Here is a 17,406-nt window from a genome sequence, read left to right as displayed (position 1 = left end):
CGGAGGGCGGCGTTTGCTGGTATCCCGGGCGCGCGCCGGTGCGCCGAAAAGTCGCTTCTCGAGCACGGTATCATTCCCGTCTCGAATAACCCATAGACTTCCAACCCCGCGGCACGGCCAACCGGTCTGTGAACGGGTCTATTCCTCATAGGCGGCAGTCTACCCGGGGCGCGCGGATCCGGCTCGCCTGTCCGCTGGCCGTCCGGGAGATGGGTTTCCCTTGGACATCAGATGCGTTTAGTTTTTGCCGGTACGCCGGAATTCGCCAGAGTCGCCTTGAAGGCGCTGCTTGCCGCGGGACATGAAATCGTCCTGGTGTTGACCCAGCCCGACCGGCCGGCGGGGCGGGGGCTCAAGCTCACGCCCAGTCCGGTCAAGACCGAGGCGCTGGCTGCGGGAGTGCCGGTGATGCAGCCGCGCAGCCTTCGGCTGGACGGCAAATATCCGGAGGAAGCCGCCGAGGCGCACGGGGCGTTGCGCGCGGCGGAGGCCGACGCGATGATCGTCGCCGCCTACGGGCTGATCCTGCCCCGGTCGGTGCTCGACATCCCCCGCCTGGGCTGCCTGAACATCCATGCCAGCCTGTTGCCGCGCTGGCGCGGGGCGGCGCCGATCCAGCGCGCCATCGAGGCCGGAGACGCCGAGACCGGGATCACCATCATGCAGATGGACGCCGGCCTGGACACGGGCGACATGCTGCTCAAGGGCGCCCTGCCCATCGAGCCGGACCAGACGGCCGGCGAGCTTCACGACCGGCTGGCCGTCCTGGGCGGCGAATTGATCGTGCAGGCGCTCGCGCGCCTGGAGACGGGCGACCTGCGCGCCTCGCCGCAACCCGAGGACGGCGTCACCTATGCCGCCAAGCTCGACAAGGCCGAAGCCGCCCTCGACTGCACGCGTCCCGCCGACGAGCTGGCGCGGCGCGTCCTGGCGTTCAACCCGGTGCCGGGCGCCACCGTGCGTCTGCCGGGGCTGGCCGATCCGGTCAAGGCATGGCGCGCGCGGGCCCTGGACGAAGCGGCGACCGCCGCGCCGGGCACCGTGGTCCGCGCCGGCGCGGCCGGCGTCGACGTCGCCACCGGCCGGGGCGTCCTTCGCCTGACCGAACTGCAGAAGGCGGGCGGCAAGCGCCAGCCGGCGGATGTCTTCGTGCGGGGATGGAACCCCGGGACGGCCTGATGGCGCAACCTGCATCCACCCCGTTGTCGGCGCCTTTGTCCGAGGTACTGCTCGCCGCCGCCGGCGCGGTGCAGGGCGTGCTGGCGGGAGTCTCGCTTACCGAGGCGCTGGCCCGCCTGCCCGCGCCGTTGCGGCCCGCGGCCCAGGCGGTGTCGTTCCACGCCATGCGCCAACTCGGCCGGGCGCGGGCGGCCAAGCAGGCCCTGATTCCGCGCAAGCCGGCCGATCCGCTGCTGGACGCCCTGCTGCTGACCGCTTTCTCGCTGCTGGTGGCCGACGAGGACGAGGCCGCGGCGGCGGGAGTGAGCTATGCCGCGCATACGGTGGTGGACCAGGCGGTGCGGGCGGCGGCGGGACAGCGTTCGCTCGCGCCCTTCAAGGGCCTGGTCAACGGCAGCCTGAGACGTTTCCTGCGCGAGCGCGACAGCGTACTGGGCGCCGCCGCCCGGCGGCCGGAAGCGGTCTGGAACCATCCCGAGTGGTGGGTGCGCCGGCTGCGCATCGATTACCCGGACCAGTGGCAGGCGCTGCTGCGCGCGGCCAACCTGCCCGCCGCCATGGTGTTGCGCGTGAATCGGCGGCGCGCCGGCCGGGAGGCGGTGCTGCAGGCGTTGCGCGCCTCCGGGGCCGAGGCCTGGCCGGTGGGCGAGGCGGGCGTGGCCCTGGCGCAGGCGCGCCCCGTCCAGCAACTGCCGGGTTTTGCCGAGGGCTGGTGGTCGGTGCAGGATGCCGCGGCGCAGTTGGCCGCGCCGCTGTTGCAGGTGCGGGACGGCATGCGGGTGCTCGACGCGTGCGCCGCGCCGGGCGGCAAGACCGCGCATCTGCTTGAACTGGCCGACCTCGACCTGCTTGCGCTGGACGTCGACGCCGGGCGGCTGGCGCGGGTCGACGCCAACCTGGCGCGGCTGGGGCTGTCGGCGCGCACGCAGGCCGCCGACGTGGCCGACCTCGCCGGTTGGTGGGACGGCCGGCCCTTCGACGCGGTGCTGGCCGACGTGCCATGCACGGCTTCGGGCATCGTGCGGCGCCATCCGGACATCCGCTGGCTGCGGCGCGAGGGCGACATCGCCAATACCGCGGCCTTGCAGGCGCGGATTGCCGATGCCCTGTGGCAGGTGGTGGCGCCCGGTGGTAAATTGCTCTACGCAACCTGCTCGATTTTTCCCGCGGAGGGGGTCAAGCAAGCCGAAGCTTTCCAGTTGCGGCACCCCGACGCGAAGCGGCTGCCTGCACCGGGGCAATTGCTAACGCAGGCGGAGCCTGATCGGCCGGCCGAGCAGCACGATGGTTTTTTCTACGCGTTGTTTGCCAAGGTTTGATCATTCTTCGACTTCATCGCGTCCTCATCCTGCCGGTCGTCATCCTGGTGCTGCTGTGGGGCAGCACGGTCGCGGCATCCGAGCCCGCCGTCCAGTCGGTGACGCTGACCGAGCGCGGCCGCGACCTGCTCTTGAGCGCCGACGTGTCCCTGGATCTGAACAGCCAGCTCGAAGACGCCGTCTCGCGCGGGCTGCCGCTGTATTTCTCGGTGGAAGTGGAGATCCGGCGCCCCCGCTGGTACTGGTTCGACGAGGTCGTGCTGTCCTCGACCCAGACCTGGCGCATCGTCTACAACCCCCTCACCCGGCAATGGCGCGTGCACTCGGGCAACCTGGCGCTGCCGGTGGGCTCGCTGGTCGAGGCCCTGTCCGTGGTGCGCCATGTGCGCAACTGGCGCATCGGCGAGCGCGACGCGCTGCGCGCCGACGACCGCTACGAGGGCCGGCTCAGGGTGCGCTTCGACATTTCCCAGCTATCCAAGCCATTCCAGGTCAACGCGCTCAATAGCAGCGAGTGGTCCCTCGCCACGCCGTGGACCGAGTTCGACGTGCGCATCGGCAAGGATGCGCCCCCTCCGGCGAGCTCGGCGCCGCCGTCCGCCGCACAACCCGGCCTGCCGCCGCCTCCCGTGCCGCCGCCAGGCTCGGCCTCGTCCGTGCCCCTCCCCGCCGCCGTGCCCTCCTCGCCTCTCCCCGCGCAGCCGGCGCCGGCGCCCGTCCCGGCGCCGTCCAATGGCGCCAATGGCAACCATCCCGGCGGCATCAACGGGGCCGGCGCCAACGGCACGAACGGCGCCAACGGCGGCCATGGCCTGAGCTTGCCGGGCGCGTCCCAAGGGAACCGCGCCGGACTGGGCCTGACACCGCCCACGGAGTCTCAATGATGCGAACCCGTCGCGTGCGGCTCATGAACCGGTTCCTGCGCGTCCTGCTGGGCGTGGCCGGCGTCAGCGCGCTGCTGCTGCTGTTCCTGCTGGCCTGGTCCACCGGCAACTCGTCGCGCCTGGAGCAGCAGTACGGCCTGCTGCTCGGGCTGAATGCCGTCGTCGCGCTGGTGCTGTTCGTCTGGGTAATCGTCCTGACCGTCCGCCTGCGAAGCCAGTTGCGGCGCGGGCAGTTCGGCGCCAAGCTGACGTCGCGTTTCGCGCTGGCGTTCGCGCTGGTGGGCGTGGTGCCGGGCGTGCTGATCTACATGCTGTCGGTGCAGTTCCTGTCGCGCTCCATCGAGTCCTGGTTCAACGTGCGGGTCGATACCGCGCTCGAATCGGGCCTGAGCCTGGGCCGGGCCGCCCTGGACTCGCAACTGCAGGAAATGAACGCCAAGGCGCGCACCATGTCGATCGAACTGGGCGACACCCAGGAGTCGAACGTCGGCCTGTCGCTGACTCGGCTGCGCGAGCAGGTGGGGGTGCAGGATGCCATGGTCTTCACCGCCAGCGGCCGGGTCATCGCCTGGTCCACCAATACCTACGGGTCGCTGGTGCCCGAGACGCCACCTCCGCAGGTCCTGCGGCAGCTGAAGATATCGCGCTCCTACGCCGCGGCCGAGGCCAACAGCGCCGCCAGTCCCACCACTGTGGAAGGTGTGCAGGGCCCGCTGGGCACGACTCGCGATACGCCCAACGACGGCGCGCTGCGGCTGCGCGTCATCGTTCCGATCGCCCCGATGGGAGGCTTCGAGCTGCCCGGCGTGCTGCCCGCCGAATCGCGCTACCTGCAATTGCTGCAGTCGGTTCCGGAACAGATCGCCAGCAACGCCGAGGAGGTCCAGAGCGGCTACCGCGACTACCAGGAGCTGTCGCTGTCGCGCGTGGGCCTGCGCAAGTTGTACGGCATCACGCTCACCCTGGCGCTGCTCCTGGCGGTGTTCGCGGCGATCGCGGCGGCTTTCTCGCTATCGTCGCGGATGGTGCGGCCGCTGTTGCGGTTGGCCGAGGGCACCCAGGCCGTGGGGGTGGGCGACTACCGGCCTATTCCCGAGCCGCCGCAGAGCGACGAACTCGGGCAACTGACCCGCTCGTTCAACGCCATGACGCGCCAGCTCGACGAGGCGCGCCGCATGGTCGAAAGCAACCGGCGCCAGCTCGAACGCAGCAACGTCTATCTGGAAAGCATCCTGTCCAACCTGTCGTCGGGCGTGCTGGTGTTCGACGAGGCGTTTCGCGTGGCGACTGTCAATCGCGGCGCCCAGCAGATCCTGCGGGTCGACCTGCGGGCGGTGGCCGGCCGCCCCCTGGAAACCGTCGACGGCCTGACGGCTTTCGCTCAGACCATACGGACGGCCTTTGCCGAGCATGCCGCCGCGGGCACCGGTCGCCAGTACTGGCAGCAGCAGTTCGAGATCGTCCGGCCGCAGCCTGTCGATGCCGCGCCAGGCGCGGCCGGCGGCGAAGGTAACAATTCGGATCCCACCGCCGACGACAATACGATTACCCTGCTGGCGCGGGGATCACATCTGCCGGTGGCGGGAGCGAGCGGGGGCTACGTGGTGGTGTTCGACGATATTACCGAGGTCATATCGGCCAACCGCGCCGTCGCGTGGGGCGAGGTGGCGCGGCGGCTGGCGCACGAGATCAAGAACCCCTTGACGCCCATCCAGCTGTCGGCCGAACGCATCGCCATCAAGCTCGCCGACAAGCTCGCCCCCGTCGATGCCGAAATGCTGAAACGTTCGACCACCACCATCATCAACCAGGTCAGCTCGATGCAGCGCATGGTGGACGATTTCCGCGAATACGCCCGCACGCCCCAGGCGCAGCACCAGCTGCTCGACCTGAATGACTTGGTGGCGGAGGTCCTGACCCTGTACGGATGGGACCCTGCGGGCGGGGTATTGAAAGCCGGCACGGGCAGCATCGCGCTGGCGGTCGAGCTCGAGGCGGAACTGCCGCGCGTGCGCGGCGACGCGACGCAGCTGCGCCAGGTCATCCACAACCTGATCGCCAACGCGCGCGACGCCATCGAGGAAAAGGCCAAGGAAGCGGCACGGCAATCGGGCGCGGCGGTGGAACCGGGACCGGACGACCGCATCTCGGTCAGCACCCGGTTGATCAATACGCGCCTGCCGGACGGCCGCGAGCACGCGTCGATCAAATTCATGGTGACAGACACCGGCACCGGTTTCGCTTCCCGCATCCTGCAGCGCGCCTTCGAGCCCTACATCACCACCAAGGCGCGCGGCACGGGGCTGGGCCTGGCCATCGTCAAGAAGATCATCGAAGAGCATGGGGGCAGAATTGATCTTGCGAATCGGCCCGAAGGAGGGGCAATGGTCTCTATACTATTCACTCGGCTCGCCGGGGGTACCGACGCTGCACATGACGCCGCGCGTTTTTCCGAGGCTGCGGGGGCGCAGTCCGCGTAACAGAGGTTTCTAAAGATATGGCCAGAATTTTGGTGGTTGACGACGAGGTCGGCATCCGCGAACTCCTGTCGGAAATTCTTTATGACGAAGGGCACACGGTCGATCTGGCCGAAAACGCCGCGGCGGCACGCGCGCTGCGCGCCGCCCATCGTCCCGACGTGGTGCTGCTCGATATCTGGATGCCCGACACCGATGGCGTGACGCTGCTCAAGGAGTGGGCGTCGCAGGACCTGCTCGACATGCCCGTCATCATGATGAGCGGTCACGCGACCATCGATACGGCGGTCGAGGCGACCCGCATAGGCGCGATCGATTTCCTGGAAAAGCCCATCACCATGACGCGCCTGCTCAAGACCATCGCGGGCGCGCTCGAACGCGGCCGCGCTGGCGTCAAGCCGGCCTCGGCGCCTCCGGCGGCCGCCCGCCCGGTCGCGCCTGGCTACCCGCTGCCGCCCCTGGCGACGGGCGACGGCATGCGCGCGCCCACACCCGGCCTCGCGCCCGCCGCCGAGCGAGGCCCCGGCGGCGCGCTGTCCGTGCACGACAACCAGCCCCGTTCGCCGCTCCTTTCCCTGTCGCTGGACCTGCCGTTGCGGGAAGCGCGCGACGCCTTCGAGCGGGTCTATTTCGAGCATCACCTGGCGCGCGAAGGCGGAAGCATGACCCGCGTGGCGGACAAGACCGGGCTGGAGCGTACCCACCTGTACCGCAAGCTCAAGCAACTGGGGATAGAGCTGTCGCGCAAAAGGAATGTATGACCCCCCCTACGCGCTGACGCGCGCCCCCCGGTGGGCGATGCGGGTGGACCGGAAGGAAGGCCCACCCCCTACGCCCTTCGGGCGCCCCCTCAAGGGGGCGATGCGGGTGGACCGGCGGAGCCGGATCCACCGCATCCTGGATCTAGTACCGCTTTCTTGGGTTGCCGCGCCTGTGCTTCGCTGGCTGCCAGCGGTAGCAGCGGTGTGACAACTTGAGAAATCCTCGCCAGACCCAGGGCGCCGCGGATCCGGCTTTGCCGGTCCGCCAGCGCCGCCCCTTGAGGGGCGCGGCGTAAGCCGCGAGGGGTGGGCCTCTATTAGGTAACTGACATGAAGATTCTGATACTCGGCGCCGGGCAGGTGGGGACCAGCGTCGCCGAGAACCTGGTGTCGGAGCACAACGACATCACCGTCATCGATACCGATGGCGCCCGGCTGGCGCTGCTGCAGGACCGCCTGGACCTGAGGGGGCTGATGGGCAACGGCACGCACATCTCCACGTTGCAGGAGGCCGGAGCAGCGGACGCCGATTTGTTTATCTCGTGCGCCACCGCCGACGAAAGCAACCTGGTGGCATGCAAGCTGGCCAAGCAGGTCTTCAACGTGCCGCGCTGCATCGCCCGGGTGCGCTCGTCGGAATTCCTGGACCACGAAGAACTGATGGGCGAGGACGGTTTCGACGTCGATCACCTGATCTGTCCCGAGCGCAGCGTGACCAGCTACATCGAGAAGCTGGTCGAAATTCCCGAAGCCCTGCAGGTGGTCGAGTTCGCCGACGGCCGTGTGTGCGCCGTTACCGTGCGGGCCGCCGCCGGCAGCCCGCTGGCCGAGCAGCCCATCGAAAGCCTGCGCGACCGCCTACCCGGCGCCGATGTTCGCATCATTGCGATATTCCGCAACAACCGGCTGGTCGTACCCGAAGGCGATACCCGCATCGAGCCGGGCGACGAGGTCCTGTTCCTTGCCAACACCCGCCACGTGCGCCACATCATCCGCGAGCTGCGCGAGAGCGACAAGCGGGTCAAGCGGGTGATGATCGCCGGCGGCGGCAACATCGGCCTGCGGCTGGCCCGCAGCATCAGCGATCACTGCGACGTCAAGGTCATCGAGCACAACCGCAAGCGCTGCGAATTCCTCGCCACCCAGCTTCCCAGCCGCGCCCTGATCCTGAACGCCGACGCCACCGACGAAGACCTGCTCGAGGACGAGAACGTGGCCGAGATGGACCTGTTCCTGGCGCTGACCAGCGACGACGAGGACAACATCATGTCGTCGCTGCTCGCCAAGCGGATGGGGGCGCGCCGCGTCATCGCGCTGATCAGCCGCAAGAGCTACGGCGAGCTGATGGAGGGCGGGCGGATCGACATTGCCATTTCCCCGTCGGAGGCCACGATAGGCGAGCTGCTGCGCTACGTGCGCCGGGGCGACGTGGTCGCCGTCCACCGCCTGCGCCACGGCGTCACCGAGGCCCTGGAGGCCATTGCCCATGGCGATGCCAAGTCTTCCCAGGTAGTCGGCCGCCGCATCGAGGACATCAACCTGCCGGCCGGGGCCACCATAGGCGCCGTCGTCAGGCAGGACGAAGTATTGATGGCCCACCACGATACCGTCATCGAGTCCGACGACCACGTCATCGTGTTCGTGGCGCACCAGCGGCTGATCGCGCAGGTGGAAAAGCTTTTCCAGGTCTCGGCGACCTTCTTCTGATCCCGGCCTTCGCGTCATGCGCAAACTGCTCCCGGTCTTGCACGTCCTCGGCCTCGTCATCGCCCTGTTCTCGATGACGATGGCGATTCCCCTGGCCACCTCGTTCATTTTCGACGACGGCGCCAAGGACGCCTTCATCCGCGCCATGGCCACCGGCCTGGTGGCCGGCCTGGCGCTGAGCCTCGCGACGCGCAGCCAGCGGCGCGAGCTGACGCCGCGCGACGGCTTCCTGCTGGTATCCCTGGTGTGGAGCGTGCTGGCGATGATCGCCACCCTGCCGCTCCTCTTCTATTACCACCAGGCCGGCATGCCGCTGTCGATTACCGACGCCTACTTCGAAGCCATGTCCGGCCTGACGACCACCGGCGCCACCGTCCTGGCCGGGCTCGACAAGCTGCCGCCATCGATCAACGTCTGGCGTTGCACGCTGGTCTGGATCGGCGGCATGGGCATCCTGGTGCTGGCGGTGGCCATCCTGCCCATGCTGGGAGCCGGCGGCAGCCAGATCTTCCGGGCCGAGACGCCCGGGCCCATGAAGGACGAGAAGCTCACCCCGCGCATCACCGGCACCGCCAAGGGCCTGTACGCGATCTACATGTTGATGTCGCTGCTGTGCGCCCTGGCCTACCGGGCCGCCGGGCTGGACTGGTACGAAGCGTATTGCCATATGGCCTCGACCATCGGCCTGGGCGGTTTCTCGACGCGCGACGCGAGCTTCTCCGCCTTCGAGTCGCCGGCCGTGGAGCTGGTCGCGATCGTGTTCATGGTCATCGCCGGCATCAGCTTCACCCTGCATTTCCAGGCGTTCCGGCGCCGGAGCCTCGCGCCCTATGCGCGCAGCACCGAAGCGAAGGCCTATCTCGCCGTGCTCGCGATTTCGGTGGCGCTCGTTACCACGCTGCTGGTCTTGCGGGGCACCTACGATTCGGTCTGGACGGCACTGCGCTATGCCCTGTTCAATACCGTGTCGGTGGCCACTACTACCGGCTTCGTCAGTACCGATTACTCGACCTGGCCCATTTTCGCCCCGGTGTGGATGCTGGTGCTGTCGTGCTTCGTGACGTGCGCCGGCTCCACCGGGGGCGGCATCAAGATGATCCGCGTCGTGATCCTGGTCAAGCAGGCGCGGCGCGAGTTCATCCACATCCTGCATCCGCGCGCGATCAATCCTGTCCACATCAACGGCCTGCCGGTGCCCAACCGGGTCGTGTTCTCGGTCATGGCCTTCATGCTGCTGTATTGGGCCTCGCTCATGGCCCTGACCATGGGCATGCTCTATACCGGCCTCGAGCCCGTCGCCGCGTTCACCGCGGTGCTGGCCAGCCTGAGCAACACCGGCCCGGGATTGGGCGTCGTCGGTCCGGCGGGAACCTTCGCCGTCCTCACCGACGCGCAGACATGGATCTGCACCGTCGCCATGCTCATCGGCCGTTTGGAGTTGTTTGCTGTACTGGTCCTGTTCACCCGGGCATTCTGGCGTAAATGAATCCTGTCCCCGTCATGTTGATTGTGGGTACTCACTTACGAAAAGGGGTAAGCTTGGCGTTGGAGGAAGCCCAAGCTCACGTCAACGAAGGAGTGCAGGCGGTGATCGTCGAAGGCGGTCCGGGAACTTTGTCGGCCCCTCCGGGGGTCGAAATGGTACAGCTTGCCCCCGGGTGCGTTTGTTGCGTAGGGCAATTGCCGCTGCGGGTTACCGTGGCGCGGTTGCTCAGGCAGATCCGGCCGGCAAGGCTGTGGATAGAGGTAAGCGCGGCCGGGCACTTGGCCGAGCTGCGCAAGCAATTGAACGGACCAGGTTTTGCAGGAGCGGTGAAGCTGTACGAGGGCCAGCCCGGGGCATCGAGCACCGAGTAGCCGATAGTCGGAACCAATCCGGTCGGCCCTCTTGATTTCCAAAAACAGGCACCAATTTAATGACCAGGTGGTCGGTCAGACCCCTGTCTTCAGGAGCCAGACCATGGAAATGATCTACAACAGCCCCAACTATGTCGTCGTGGAGTTCGCCCAGCTCGATGGGGCCTCCAGCGCGGGCGGGGGATTCGAAATCGTCGACAAGCAGTCGCGCCGCGAGGTTTATATCGCCGGCGAATCGGCCGAACAATTCCGCACCCAGGTGAGGGAGCTGATCGCCACCGAGCCCTCCATGGAGGACGTGGACGAATTCCTGAGCCAGTTCGACGCCTACATGCACCATCCGCTGACCTTGCACTAGTCTCGTGCCGGCGCTTTGCGCCGGTTTTCAATTGTAAGCACACACTCTCCAAGGCTGGGGCTATAATGCCCCGTCATCGCGCTAGCCAGGCGCAGGATCCTCTCACGATCCTGTCATCCCGGCCTGCTACGCTTCCATTGCCCGACTTCCAGGCCTGTCGGGCATCCCGGGCGGTTTTCACTCGCTTTCCCCCGTCATTGCTGATTTGTTGGTGGATACTTACTTCTGGCCGTCGCCAAATTCGGCGTCTGCTTAGGGGAAACACTTAAAATCGGTCAATTTTCGGGAATCCGCCACAAACTTGCGGCTAAACTCGGCCAACCACTACGTGATGCTGGCCTACGACGCACCCCGTGCGTCCGGCGTCGCCCCTTCCGGGTAGATGACTCACCCCGGCCACCTTTCCAAGGAGACCCCGATGCAGTCCATCGCATTCACGGCATCCCCGCCAAACACGCTGGGCATCGAGCTCGAACTGCAAATCGTCGATCCCCAGACCTTCGACTTGAAGGGCGCAGCCGAAGAGCTGCTGGCGCAAATCGCCAATCATCCCTATGCCGACCGGGTCAAACCCGAGATCACCCGGTCCATGATCGAACTCAACTCCTCGGTGCACACCGAGCCCGCCCGCCTCCTGGAAGAGATGCGAGGCATGCGCGACCTGCTGGTCGAGGCCGCCGACGCCGTGGGCGTGCGCGTGGCCGGGGGCGGGACGCATCCCTTCATGCGCTGGCACGATCGCACCATTTTCGATTCGCCGCGCTTCCAGTACCTGTCCGAGATGTACGGCTACCTGGCCCGCCAGTTCACCGTGTTCGGCCAGCACATCCACCTGGGGGTGCCCAGCGGCAATGCCGCCATCGCGCTGACCCAGAAGCTGTCGCCTTACGTGCCGCACTTCATCGCGCTGGCCGCCTCGTCGCCCTACTTCGAAGGCGTCGATACCCAGTTCGCATGCAGCCGTCTCAACGCCTTGAACGCCTTCCCCATGTGCGGCCACCTGCCGCCGGAGGTGGTGGACTGGCACGGCTTCGAAGCCTACTTCGCCCAGCTGCAGACCTCCGGCCTGATCGAAAGCATCAAGGACCTGTACTGGGACGTCCGGCCCAAGCCCGAATTCGGCACCGTCGAAATCCGCGTCTGCGACACGCCGCTCACCGTCGAGAAGGCGTGCCAGCTGGCGGCCTTCGCGCAGGCGCTGGGCGTGGCGCTGGCCAACGAGCCCATGCCTGGCCGGCAGGCCTGGATGGCCTACCGGACCAACCGCTTCCAGGCCACCCGGTTCGGCCTGCACGGCAACTACGTCGATCCCGAACATGGCCGCATCCGGCTCAGCGACCACCTGCGCATGACCTTCGACAAGCTGCAGCCCGCGGCCCGCGAACTCGGCACGGCCGACATGCTTGAAGCGCTGCGCGAGGAGACCTTCAAGCATGGCGGCGACTGCAAGTGGCTGCGCGCCCAGTTCAACCGGGGCCAGGATATCGCCGAGGTGGTCGGAGCCGCCGTGGGCGTATGGCGCGGCGAAGCGCCGGCCGAAGTCGAGCAGGGCCTGCCGGAGCTCCCGACACGCCGCCGCGTTCGCGCGAGCTCCGAGCCCATCCTGAACCTGGATGGCGTGAAGCCGTTCGGATTCAAGCGGTTGCGGGATCGGCTGCACTGAGGGCGCGTCCTGGATGGATGCCGGGGTTTTTCTCGTCTAAAATGAAATTCATTTCATTCAATAAAATGACGAGATATGCCTGCCTTGCCCGAGTCCCGGCTGGTCCGCCGCGTGGCCAGCCTTCGCGCATCCCCGCTGGACGCGCCCACCCGCGAGCGCCTGGCCCAGGCACTGCTTGACTGGTTCACCGCCGGCTGGTCGGCGGCCCCGATGCCGCTGGCCGGATGCTTCAGGACGTTGGCCGGGGATTGCTACCCTGGCGCGGGGGGAGCACCGGTTTTCGGAGGCGTCATGCTGCCGCTTCCGGCAGCCGCTTTCGCCAACGCGGCGATTGCGCATATCCGCGAGATCGACGACGCCCACCGGGCGGCCATGCTGCATCCTGGCGTGGTGACCGTGTCGCCGGTCATGGCGCTTGCTTCGGAGGGGCAGCTCACGCGTCGCTGCATGGCCGACGCCATTCTTGCCGGTTACGAGGTTGCCCTGCGCGTGGGGGAAGCCTTGGGTACCCGCCACGCCGCAAACTTTCACGCCACCGCTACGGCCGGCACGCTCGGGGCCGCCGCGGCCTCGGCCATGGCGCTGGGCTTGCCGGAGGCTGCGCTGCACCATGCCCTGGGGCTGGGAGCGACGCAAGCCCAGGGCCTGTGGCAGCTGATGGAGGACGATGCCCAGGAATCCAAGTCCCTGCACCCGGCATTTGCCGTGCGCAACGGCATGACGGCCGCCTTGGCGGCGCGCGCGGGCCTGCCGGGAGCCCGGTCTTTCGTCACGGGCAAGCGGGCGCTGTACGCCAACCTGGCCGGCGATGGACCGCTGGACGCCCTGGATGCGGGGCTCGACGGCCCGTTGCGCTTGCATACCGCCACCATCAAGGCCTGGCCATGCTGCGCGCAATTGTTCACGCCCCTGGATGCCGCGCAGGAACTGCTGGCAGCCAACCGGCCCGACATCGGCGCCATCCGCGAGGTCGAGGTCGCAATCTTTCCCCATGCGCTGAAGATCGCCGGCGTCGATTGGCCCGCCCGGCCGGCCGAGACCTGCTTCAGCCTGCGATATGTGCTCGCGGTGCTGCTGCTCAGAGGCCGGCTGACCATCGAGGACATGGAAGCGCCCCGGTTGGATGATCCGGCGTTGCGCGACCTGGCTGGCCGCATCCGCATCAGGACGGACGAAGATTTCCAGCGCGAATTCCCCCATCGACGTCCCAGTACGGTGACGTTGGTCATGGCCGACGGCAGCCGGCTATGCGCCCGGCGCGACTTGCGCCGTGGCGATCCGGAGGATCCGTTCGACTGGAACCAGATGTTGGCCCGCATGCGGGCGTTCGCGCCCGCGATGGATGACGAGGCGGCCAGGTCGATCGCCGCCTGGTGCGAAGCTTTTGTCGACCCCGCGTGCGATGGCGAGCCGGCGTTGCCGCCACCGTGTTTGTTCGGCGCCGCGCAGATTCGCGCGGAGGCGGCTGCCTAGCGCCTGCGGCGCGGTGCCGGCTCCAGCGCGGCGTCAGTTGCCGGGGGGTCTCCAGCCTTCCGGAGGGCGACAGGCGAATCCTTGCAGGGCCAGCTCGCGCCTGACTGCCTCCACGGCCGCAGCCTGCGCCTTGGGATTGAAGCGGGAGGCTAGGCCCAGTACGACGACGGCGCCGATAAAGCTGCTGTCCGCGTCGAAAACGGGCAGCGCCACCGAGGTCATCTCGGGAACGCGTTCGGCCCGGGTCATGGCATAGCCCTGGGCGCGGATTTCCTCCGCCAGCGGCGTCGTCCCGCCGGTATAGGCGCGCAGGACATGCGAGGACGACCCCCCCTGGTCCAGGGGCAGCCGGGTGCCGACTTCGACATGGTGGCGCACCTCCCGCGATGAATTTTCGCGGTACAGGCAGATACGGTCGTCGCCGACGCGCACGTAGAGGGCGACTGTCTCGCCGGTTTCCTGCATGACGTTGCGCAGCACGGGCTGGATGCGCGCCCCCAGGTCGAAGGTGCTGCGATAGAGCATGCCCATGTGCAACAGGGCCGGGCCGAGCGCGTAGTCGCCGTTGTCGAACCGGTGCAGCAGGCGGGATTTGGTCAGGACGCCCGCCAGCCGGAGCAGCGTGGCCTTGTCCAGTCCCGTGTGTTCGGCCAGCTCGCGCAGCGACAGCCGCAGCCGGTCGGCGTCGAAGCTTTCCAGGATGGTGATGCCGCGTTCCAGGACGCCGGCGGGGGGAGTAGGGGAAGACTGGCTTGACACGTGCCTCGAAGCCTCTTAGAGTTTTGTTCAATAAAATTTATTTTATTCAATAAAACGAAAGACGGCTCGACTCTTCCTCTCCGTCCATCCGGACGTCCCGTCTTCGTGGTTTCGGACCTCGATCCTTTGGCAGCTTTCATGTCCCTGCATTCCGATTCCTTGGCCGCCGCGCTCGCGGCCATTGTAGGCGAGCCCTATGTGCTGACCGCCGCCGGGGACGTCGCCCGCTATTGCGGCGACTGGCGGGGCCGGTACCCTGGCGCCGCGCGCGCCGTCGTGCGGCCGGCCGATACCCGGGAAGTCGCACGGGTAGTGGCCGCCTGCGCCGCGCATGGCGCGGCAGTGGTGCCGCAGGGCGGAAACACCGGGTTGGTCGGGGGATCGACGCCCGACGACTCGGGAACCGAGGTCGTGCTCAGCCTCGACCGCATGAACCGGGTGCGCCGGGTCGACCCGCTGGACAACAGCATGACGCTGGAGGCCGGTTGCACGGTACAGGCCGCCCAGGAGGTCGCCGCCGCCCAGGGAAGGCTGTTCCCGCTGGCGCTGGCCTCGCAGGGAACGGCCACTATCGGCGGCGTGGTGTCGACCAACGCGGGTGGAGAGCAGGTCGTGCGCTACGGCAACACGCGCGATCTCACCCTTGGCCTGGAGGTCGTGCTGGCGGACGGTTCCGTGCTGGACCTGCTGACGTCCCTGCGCAAGGACAATACCGGCTACGACCTCAAGCAGTTGTTCATCGGCGCAGAGGGCACGCTGGGTATCGTCACGGCGGCCACTTTCAAGCTCTTTTCCCCGCCGCGCAAGGTGGTCACCGCATGGGCCAGCGTGCCGGATCCCCAGGCGGCCGTCGGCCTGCTGGCGAGCCTGACCGGCTCGGTCGGGGAGCGCGTGACCGCGTTTGAATTGATCAACCGCGAGGCGTTGGACCAGGTGCTGGCCCACCCGCTTGAAGGGATGCGGGATCCGTTGGCGGGCGGGTATCCATGGGCGGTCCTGATGGAAGTCTCCGAGACGTCCAGCGCCATGGATCCGACTTCCGCGGTCGAGGCGGCCTTGGAGGCGGCGATGGAAGGCGGTCTGGTGACCGACGCCGTCCTGGCCGCGTCCGGCCGGCAGGCCGAGGAGCTGTGGGCGCTGCGGGACCACGTGCCGGAAGCGCAGCGCCTGCAGGGGTACTCGATCAAGCACGACATCTCGGTATCCGTCTCCCGCATTCCCGACTTCATCGCCCGGGCCGACGCGGCGCTCGCCGCGGCGGTGCCGGGCATACGCCTCGTGTGCTTCGGGCACGTGGGGGACGGCAACCTGCACTACAACCAGAGCCGGCCGGCCGGCATGAGCGACGAGGCCTTCCGCGCCGTCGAGGAAGAGGTGCATGCCCGTGTGCATGCCATCGTCGCGGAGCTGCAGGGTTCTATCTCCGCCGAGCACGGCATAGGGCGGCTCAAGCAGGCCGCCTTCCTGCAATACAAACCGGCCTTGGCCGTGTCGCTGATGCAGCGTATCAAGCATGCGCTGGATCCGGCTTCCCTCTTCAATCCAGGGCGCCTCCTGCCGCGCTCCTCCTCATCCACCTGACGCCAGGACAACAGCAATGCCGTCATCCGTATTCGATATTCAATCGCTCCAGCACCTGTGGAGCACCGATGAAATGCGCGAGATCTTCTCGGAAGAGAATCGCGTGCAGAAATGGCTGGATTTCGAGGTTGCCCTGGCCCGGTCGCAGGCCGAACTGGGCATTATTCCCGCCGCGGCCGCCGAGGAGATTGCCCGCCATGCCCAGGTGTCGGGCCTGGACCTGCCGGCCATGTCCGCGGAGATCCGCCGCATCAAGCATTCGCTGGTCCCGGCGCTCAAGCAGGTCCAGGCGCGCTGCAAGGAGCACGGGGAATGGCTGCACTATGGCGCCACCACGCAGGACGTGCTGGACACCGGCATGGCGCTGCAGGTCAAGCAGGCTCACGCCGTGATCCTGCGCGACGTGCTGGCCGTGATCGGCGAGTTGAAACGCCTGGCTGTCGAGCACAGGGACACCATCATGGTCGCGCGCACCCATGGAGTGCAGGCGTTGCCCATCACCTTCGGCCACAAATGCGCGATCTGGCTGGACGAGATGACGCGCCATTTCGAGCGCCTCAAGGCGTGCGAGCCGCGCGTGATGGTCGGCATGCTGGCCGGCGCGGTGGGCAGTCAGGCGTCGCTCGGGGAGCAGGCGCCCGAACTGGAGCGCCGTGTGCTGGACCGGCTCGGGCTGGGCGCGCCCGCGATCAGCTGGGCCCCGGCACGCGATCGCTTCGCCGAATACGCCTGCCTGCTCGCCATGATCGGCGCCACGCTGTCGAAGATCGGCAACGAGTTGTTCAACATGCAGCGCAACGAATTTGCCGAAGTGGAGGAGGCATTCTCCGACGGCAAGCTCGGGTCCTCGACCATGCCCCACAAGCGCAACCCCACTTCGGCCGAGAACCTGGCGGGACTGGCGCGGCCGCTGCGCTACAACGCCGCGCTCATGATCGAGGGGATGGTCAGCGAGGGCGAACGCGACGGTATCGCCTGGAAGGTCGAGTGGAAGGCGCTTCCCGAGTGTTTCCTGATCGCGGGCGCGATGCTGTTGCAAGGCAAGAACCTTCTGGCCGGGCTGCGCGTGGACGCCGATGGCATGGCGCGCAACCTCGACATGATGCGCGGCTATCTGCTGTCCGAACGCGTGATGCTGGCGCTGAGCGAACGGGTAGGCAAGGCGACGGCGCACGAATGGATCTATGAAGCGTCCATGCACGGCATCACGCACAAGCTCGACTTCGCGCAGGCGCTGCGCCAGCACGTGGGCCTGTCGGGGCTGCTCGGCGACGAGGAGATCGCCAGATTGACCGACCCCGCCGGCTACCTGGGCCAATGCGCCGCCTCCGTGGATCGCGTGGTGGAGCAGTCCGACCAGGCGATCGGCCGGCTGTCCTGATGGCGGC

Annotated in this window: 14 protein-coding genes; 13 read left to right on the top strand and 1 reads right to left on the bottom strand. The window is 67.7% G+C overall.

Annotation, left to right across the window (positions count from 1 at the left end; translation table 11 throughout):
* The first annotated feature begins 231 nt into the window (after positions 1-231).
* The 11 genes from fmt to CDO44_RS00970 all read left to right on the top strand — a co-directional run bounded on the left by fmt (position 232) and on the right by CDO44_RS00970 (position 13,678).
* The gene (gene fmt / locus CDO44_RS01020) at positions 232-1,179 is read left to right on the top strand and encodes a methionyl-tRNA formyltransferase (protein ID WP_087778267.1); all 948 of its coding nucleotides are present in this window, start codon (positions 232-234) and stop codon (positions 1,177-1,179) included.
* Entirely contained in the window at positions 1,179-2,498 is a 1,320-nt protein-coding gene (gene rsmB / locus CDO44_RS01015) for a 16S rRNA (cytosine(967)-C(5))-methyltransferase RsmB (protein WP_087778420.1), read from the top strand. The genes fmt and rsmB overlap by 1 nt, the downstream gene beginning before the upstream one ends.
* On the top strand, positions 2,495-3,382 hold the full coding sequence (locus CDO44_RS01010) for a DUF4390 domain-containing protein (protein WP_087778266.1): 888 nt from the start codon (positions 2,495-2,497) through the stop codon (positions 3,380-3,382). Before rsmB ends, CDO44_RS01010 begins: the two co-directional genes overlap by 4 nt.
* Before the next feature lie 23 nt (positions 3,383-3,405).
* On the top strand, positions 3,406-5,862 hold the full coding sequence (locus tag CDO44_RS01005) for a PAS domain-containing sensor histidine kinase (RefSeq protein WP_087778419.1): 2,457 nt from the start codon (positions 3,406-3,408) through the stop codon (positions 5,860-5,862).
* A 17-nt stretch (positions 5,863-5,879) separates the two neighbouring features.
* Positions 5,880-6,620 carry a response regulator gene (locus CDO44_RS01000; protein ID WP_087778265.1) on the top strand — a complete coding sequence of 247 codons (741 nt, stop codon included), beginning with the start codon at positions 5,880-5,882 and terminating at the stop codon, positions 6,618-6,620.
* A gap of 330 nt (positions 6,621-6,950) precedes the next feature.
* Positions 6,951-8,327 carry a Trk system potassium transporter TrkA gene (gene trkA / locus CDO44_RS00995; protein ID WP_087778264.1) on the top strand — a complete coding sequence of 459 codons (1,377 nt, stop codon included), beginning with the start codon at positions 6,951-6,953 and terminating at the stop codon, positions 8,325-8,327.
* A gap of 16 nt (positions 8,328-8,343) precedes the next feature.
* A complete protein-coding gene (locus CDO44_RS00990) occupies positions 8,344-9,813 on the top strand; it encodes a TrkH family potassium uptake protein (RefSeq protein WP_087778263.1) in 1,470 nt (489 codons plus the stop codon).
* 152 nt (positions 9,814-9,965) lie between these two features.
* Positions 9,966-10,184 (top strand): GTP-binding protein, encoded by a 219-nt coding sequence (locus tag CDO44_RS00985; RefSeq protein ID WP_144389445.1) that lies wholly within the window; start codon positions 9,966-9,968, stop codon positions 10,182-10,184.
* 103 nt (positions 10,185-10,287) lie between these two features.
* Positions 10,288-10,542, top strand: a complete 255-nt coding sequence (locus tag CDO44_RS00980; protein WP_087778261.1) for a DUF3567 domain-containing protein — start codon at positions 10,288-10,290, stop codon at positions 10,540-10,542.
* 418 nt (positions 10,543-10,960) lie between these two features.
* Positions 10,961-12,205, top strand: coding sequence for a YbdK family carboxylate-amine ligase (locus tag CDO44_RS00975; RefSeq protein WP_087778260.1), 1,245 nt, complete (start codon positions 10,961-10,963; stop codon positions 12,203-12,205).
* 75 nt (positions 12,206-12,280) lie between these two features.
* Positions 12,281-13,678 (top strand): MmgE/PrpD family protein, encoded by a 1,398-nt coding sequence (locus tag CDO44_RS00970; RefSeq protein ID WP_087778259.1) that lies wholly within the window; start codon positions 12,281-12,283, stop codon positions 13,676-13,678.
* A 33-nt stretch (positions 13,679-13,711) separates the two neighbouring features.
* On the opposite strand, the gene CDO44_RS00965 is transcribed toward CDO44_RS00970, so the two are convergent.
* Positions 13,712-14,437: an IclR family transcriptional regulator gene (locus tag CDO44_RS00965; RefSeq protein WP_087778258.1), complete on the bottom strand. Its 726-nt coding sequence runs from the start codon at positions 14,435-14,437 to the stop codon at positions 13,712-13,714.
* A gap of 138 nt (positions 14,438-14,575) precedes the next feature.
* On the opposite strand from CDO44_RS00965, the gene CDO44_RS00960 reads away from it, so the two are divergent.
* Positions 14,576-16,018, top strand: a complete 1,443-nt coding sequence (locus CDO44_RS00960) for an FAD-binding oxidoreductase (protein WP_087778257.1) — start codon at positions 14,576-14,578, stop codon at positions 16,016-16,018.
* A 16-nt stretch (positions 16,019-16,034) separates the two neighbouring features.
* Positions 16,035-17,399 (top strand): adenylosuccinate lyase, encoded by a 1,365-nt coding sequence (gene purB, locus CDO44_RS00955; protein ID WP_087778256.1) that lies wholly within the window; start codon positions 16,035-16,037, stop codon positions 17,397-17,399.
* Positions 17,400-17,406 lie beyond the last annotated feature (7 nt).

This window comes from Pigmentiphaga sp. NML080357, from assembly GCF_002188465.1.
Classification (GTDB): Bacteria; Pseudomonadota; Gammaproteobacteria; order Burkholderiales; family Burkholderiaceae_B; genus Pigmentiphaga.
This window is presented reverse-complemented; position numbering and strand designations above follow the sequence as displayed.

Bases quoted from the DNA above. Each gene is read 5' to 3' on its own strand.
- fmt (WP_087778267.1), top strand. From the start codon at position 232: ATGCGTTTAGTTTTTGCCGGTACGCCGGAATTCGCCAGAGTCGCCTTG.
- rsmB (WP_087778420.1), top strand. From the start codon at position 1,179: ATGGCGCAACCTGCATCCACCCCGTTGTCGGCGCCTTTGTCCGAGGTA.
- CDO44_RS01005 (WP_087778419.1), top strand. From the start codon at position 3,406: ATGAACCGGTTCCTGCGCGTCCTGCTGGGCGTGGCCGGCGTCAGCGCG.
- CDO44_RS01000 (WP_087778265.1), top strand. From the start codon at position 5,880: ATGGCCAGAATTTTGGTGGTTGACGACGAGGTCGGCATCCGCGAACTC.
- trkA (WP_087778264.1), top strand. From the start codon at position 6,951: ATGAAGATTCTGATACTCGGCGCCGGGCAGGTGGGGACCAGCGTCGCC.
- CDO44_RS00990 (WP_087778263.1), top strand. From the start codon at position 8,344: ATGCGCAAACTGCTCCCGGTCTTGCACGTCCTCGGCCTCGTCATCGCC.
- CDO44_RS00985 (WP_144389445.1), top strand. From the start codon at position 9,966: ATGGTACAGCTTGCCCCCGGGTGCGTTTGTTGCGTAGGGCAATTGCCG.
- CDO44_RS00980 (WP_087778261.1), top strand. From the start codon at position 10,288: ATGGAAATGATCTACAACAGCCCCAACTATGTCGTCGTGGAGTTCGCC.
- CDO44_RS00975 (WP_087778260.1), top strand. From the start codon at position 10,961: ATGCAGTCCATCGCATTCACGGCATCCCCGCCAAACACGCTGGGCATC.
- CDO44_RS00970 (WP_087778259.1), top strand. From the start codon at position 12,281: ATGCCTGCCTTGCCCGAGTCCCGGCTGGTCCGCCGCGTGGCCAGCCTT.
- CDO44_RS00960 (WP_087778257.1), top strand. From the start codon at position 14,576: ATGTCCCTGCATTCCGATTCCTTGGCCGCCGCGCTCGCGGCCATTGTA.
- purB (WP_087778256.1), top strand. From the start codon at position 16,035: ATGCCGTCATCCGTATTCGATATTCAATCGCTCCAGCACCTGTGGAGC.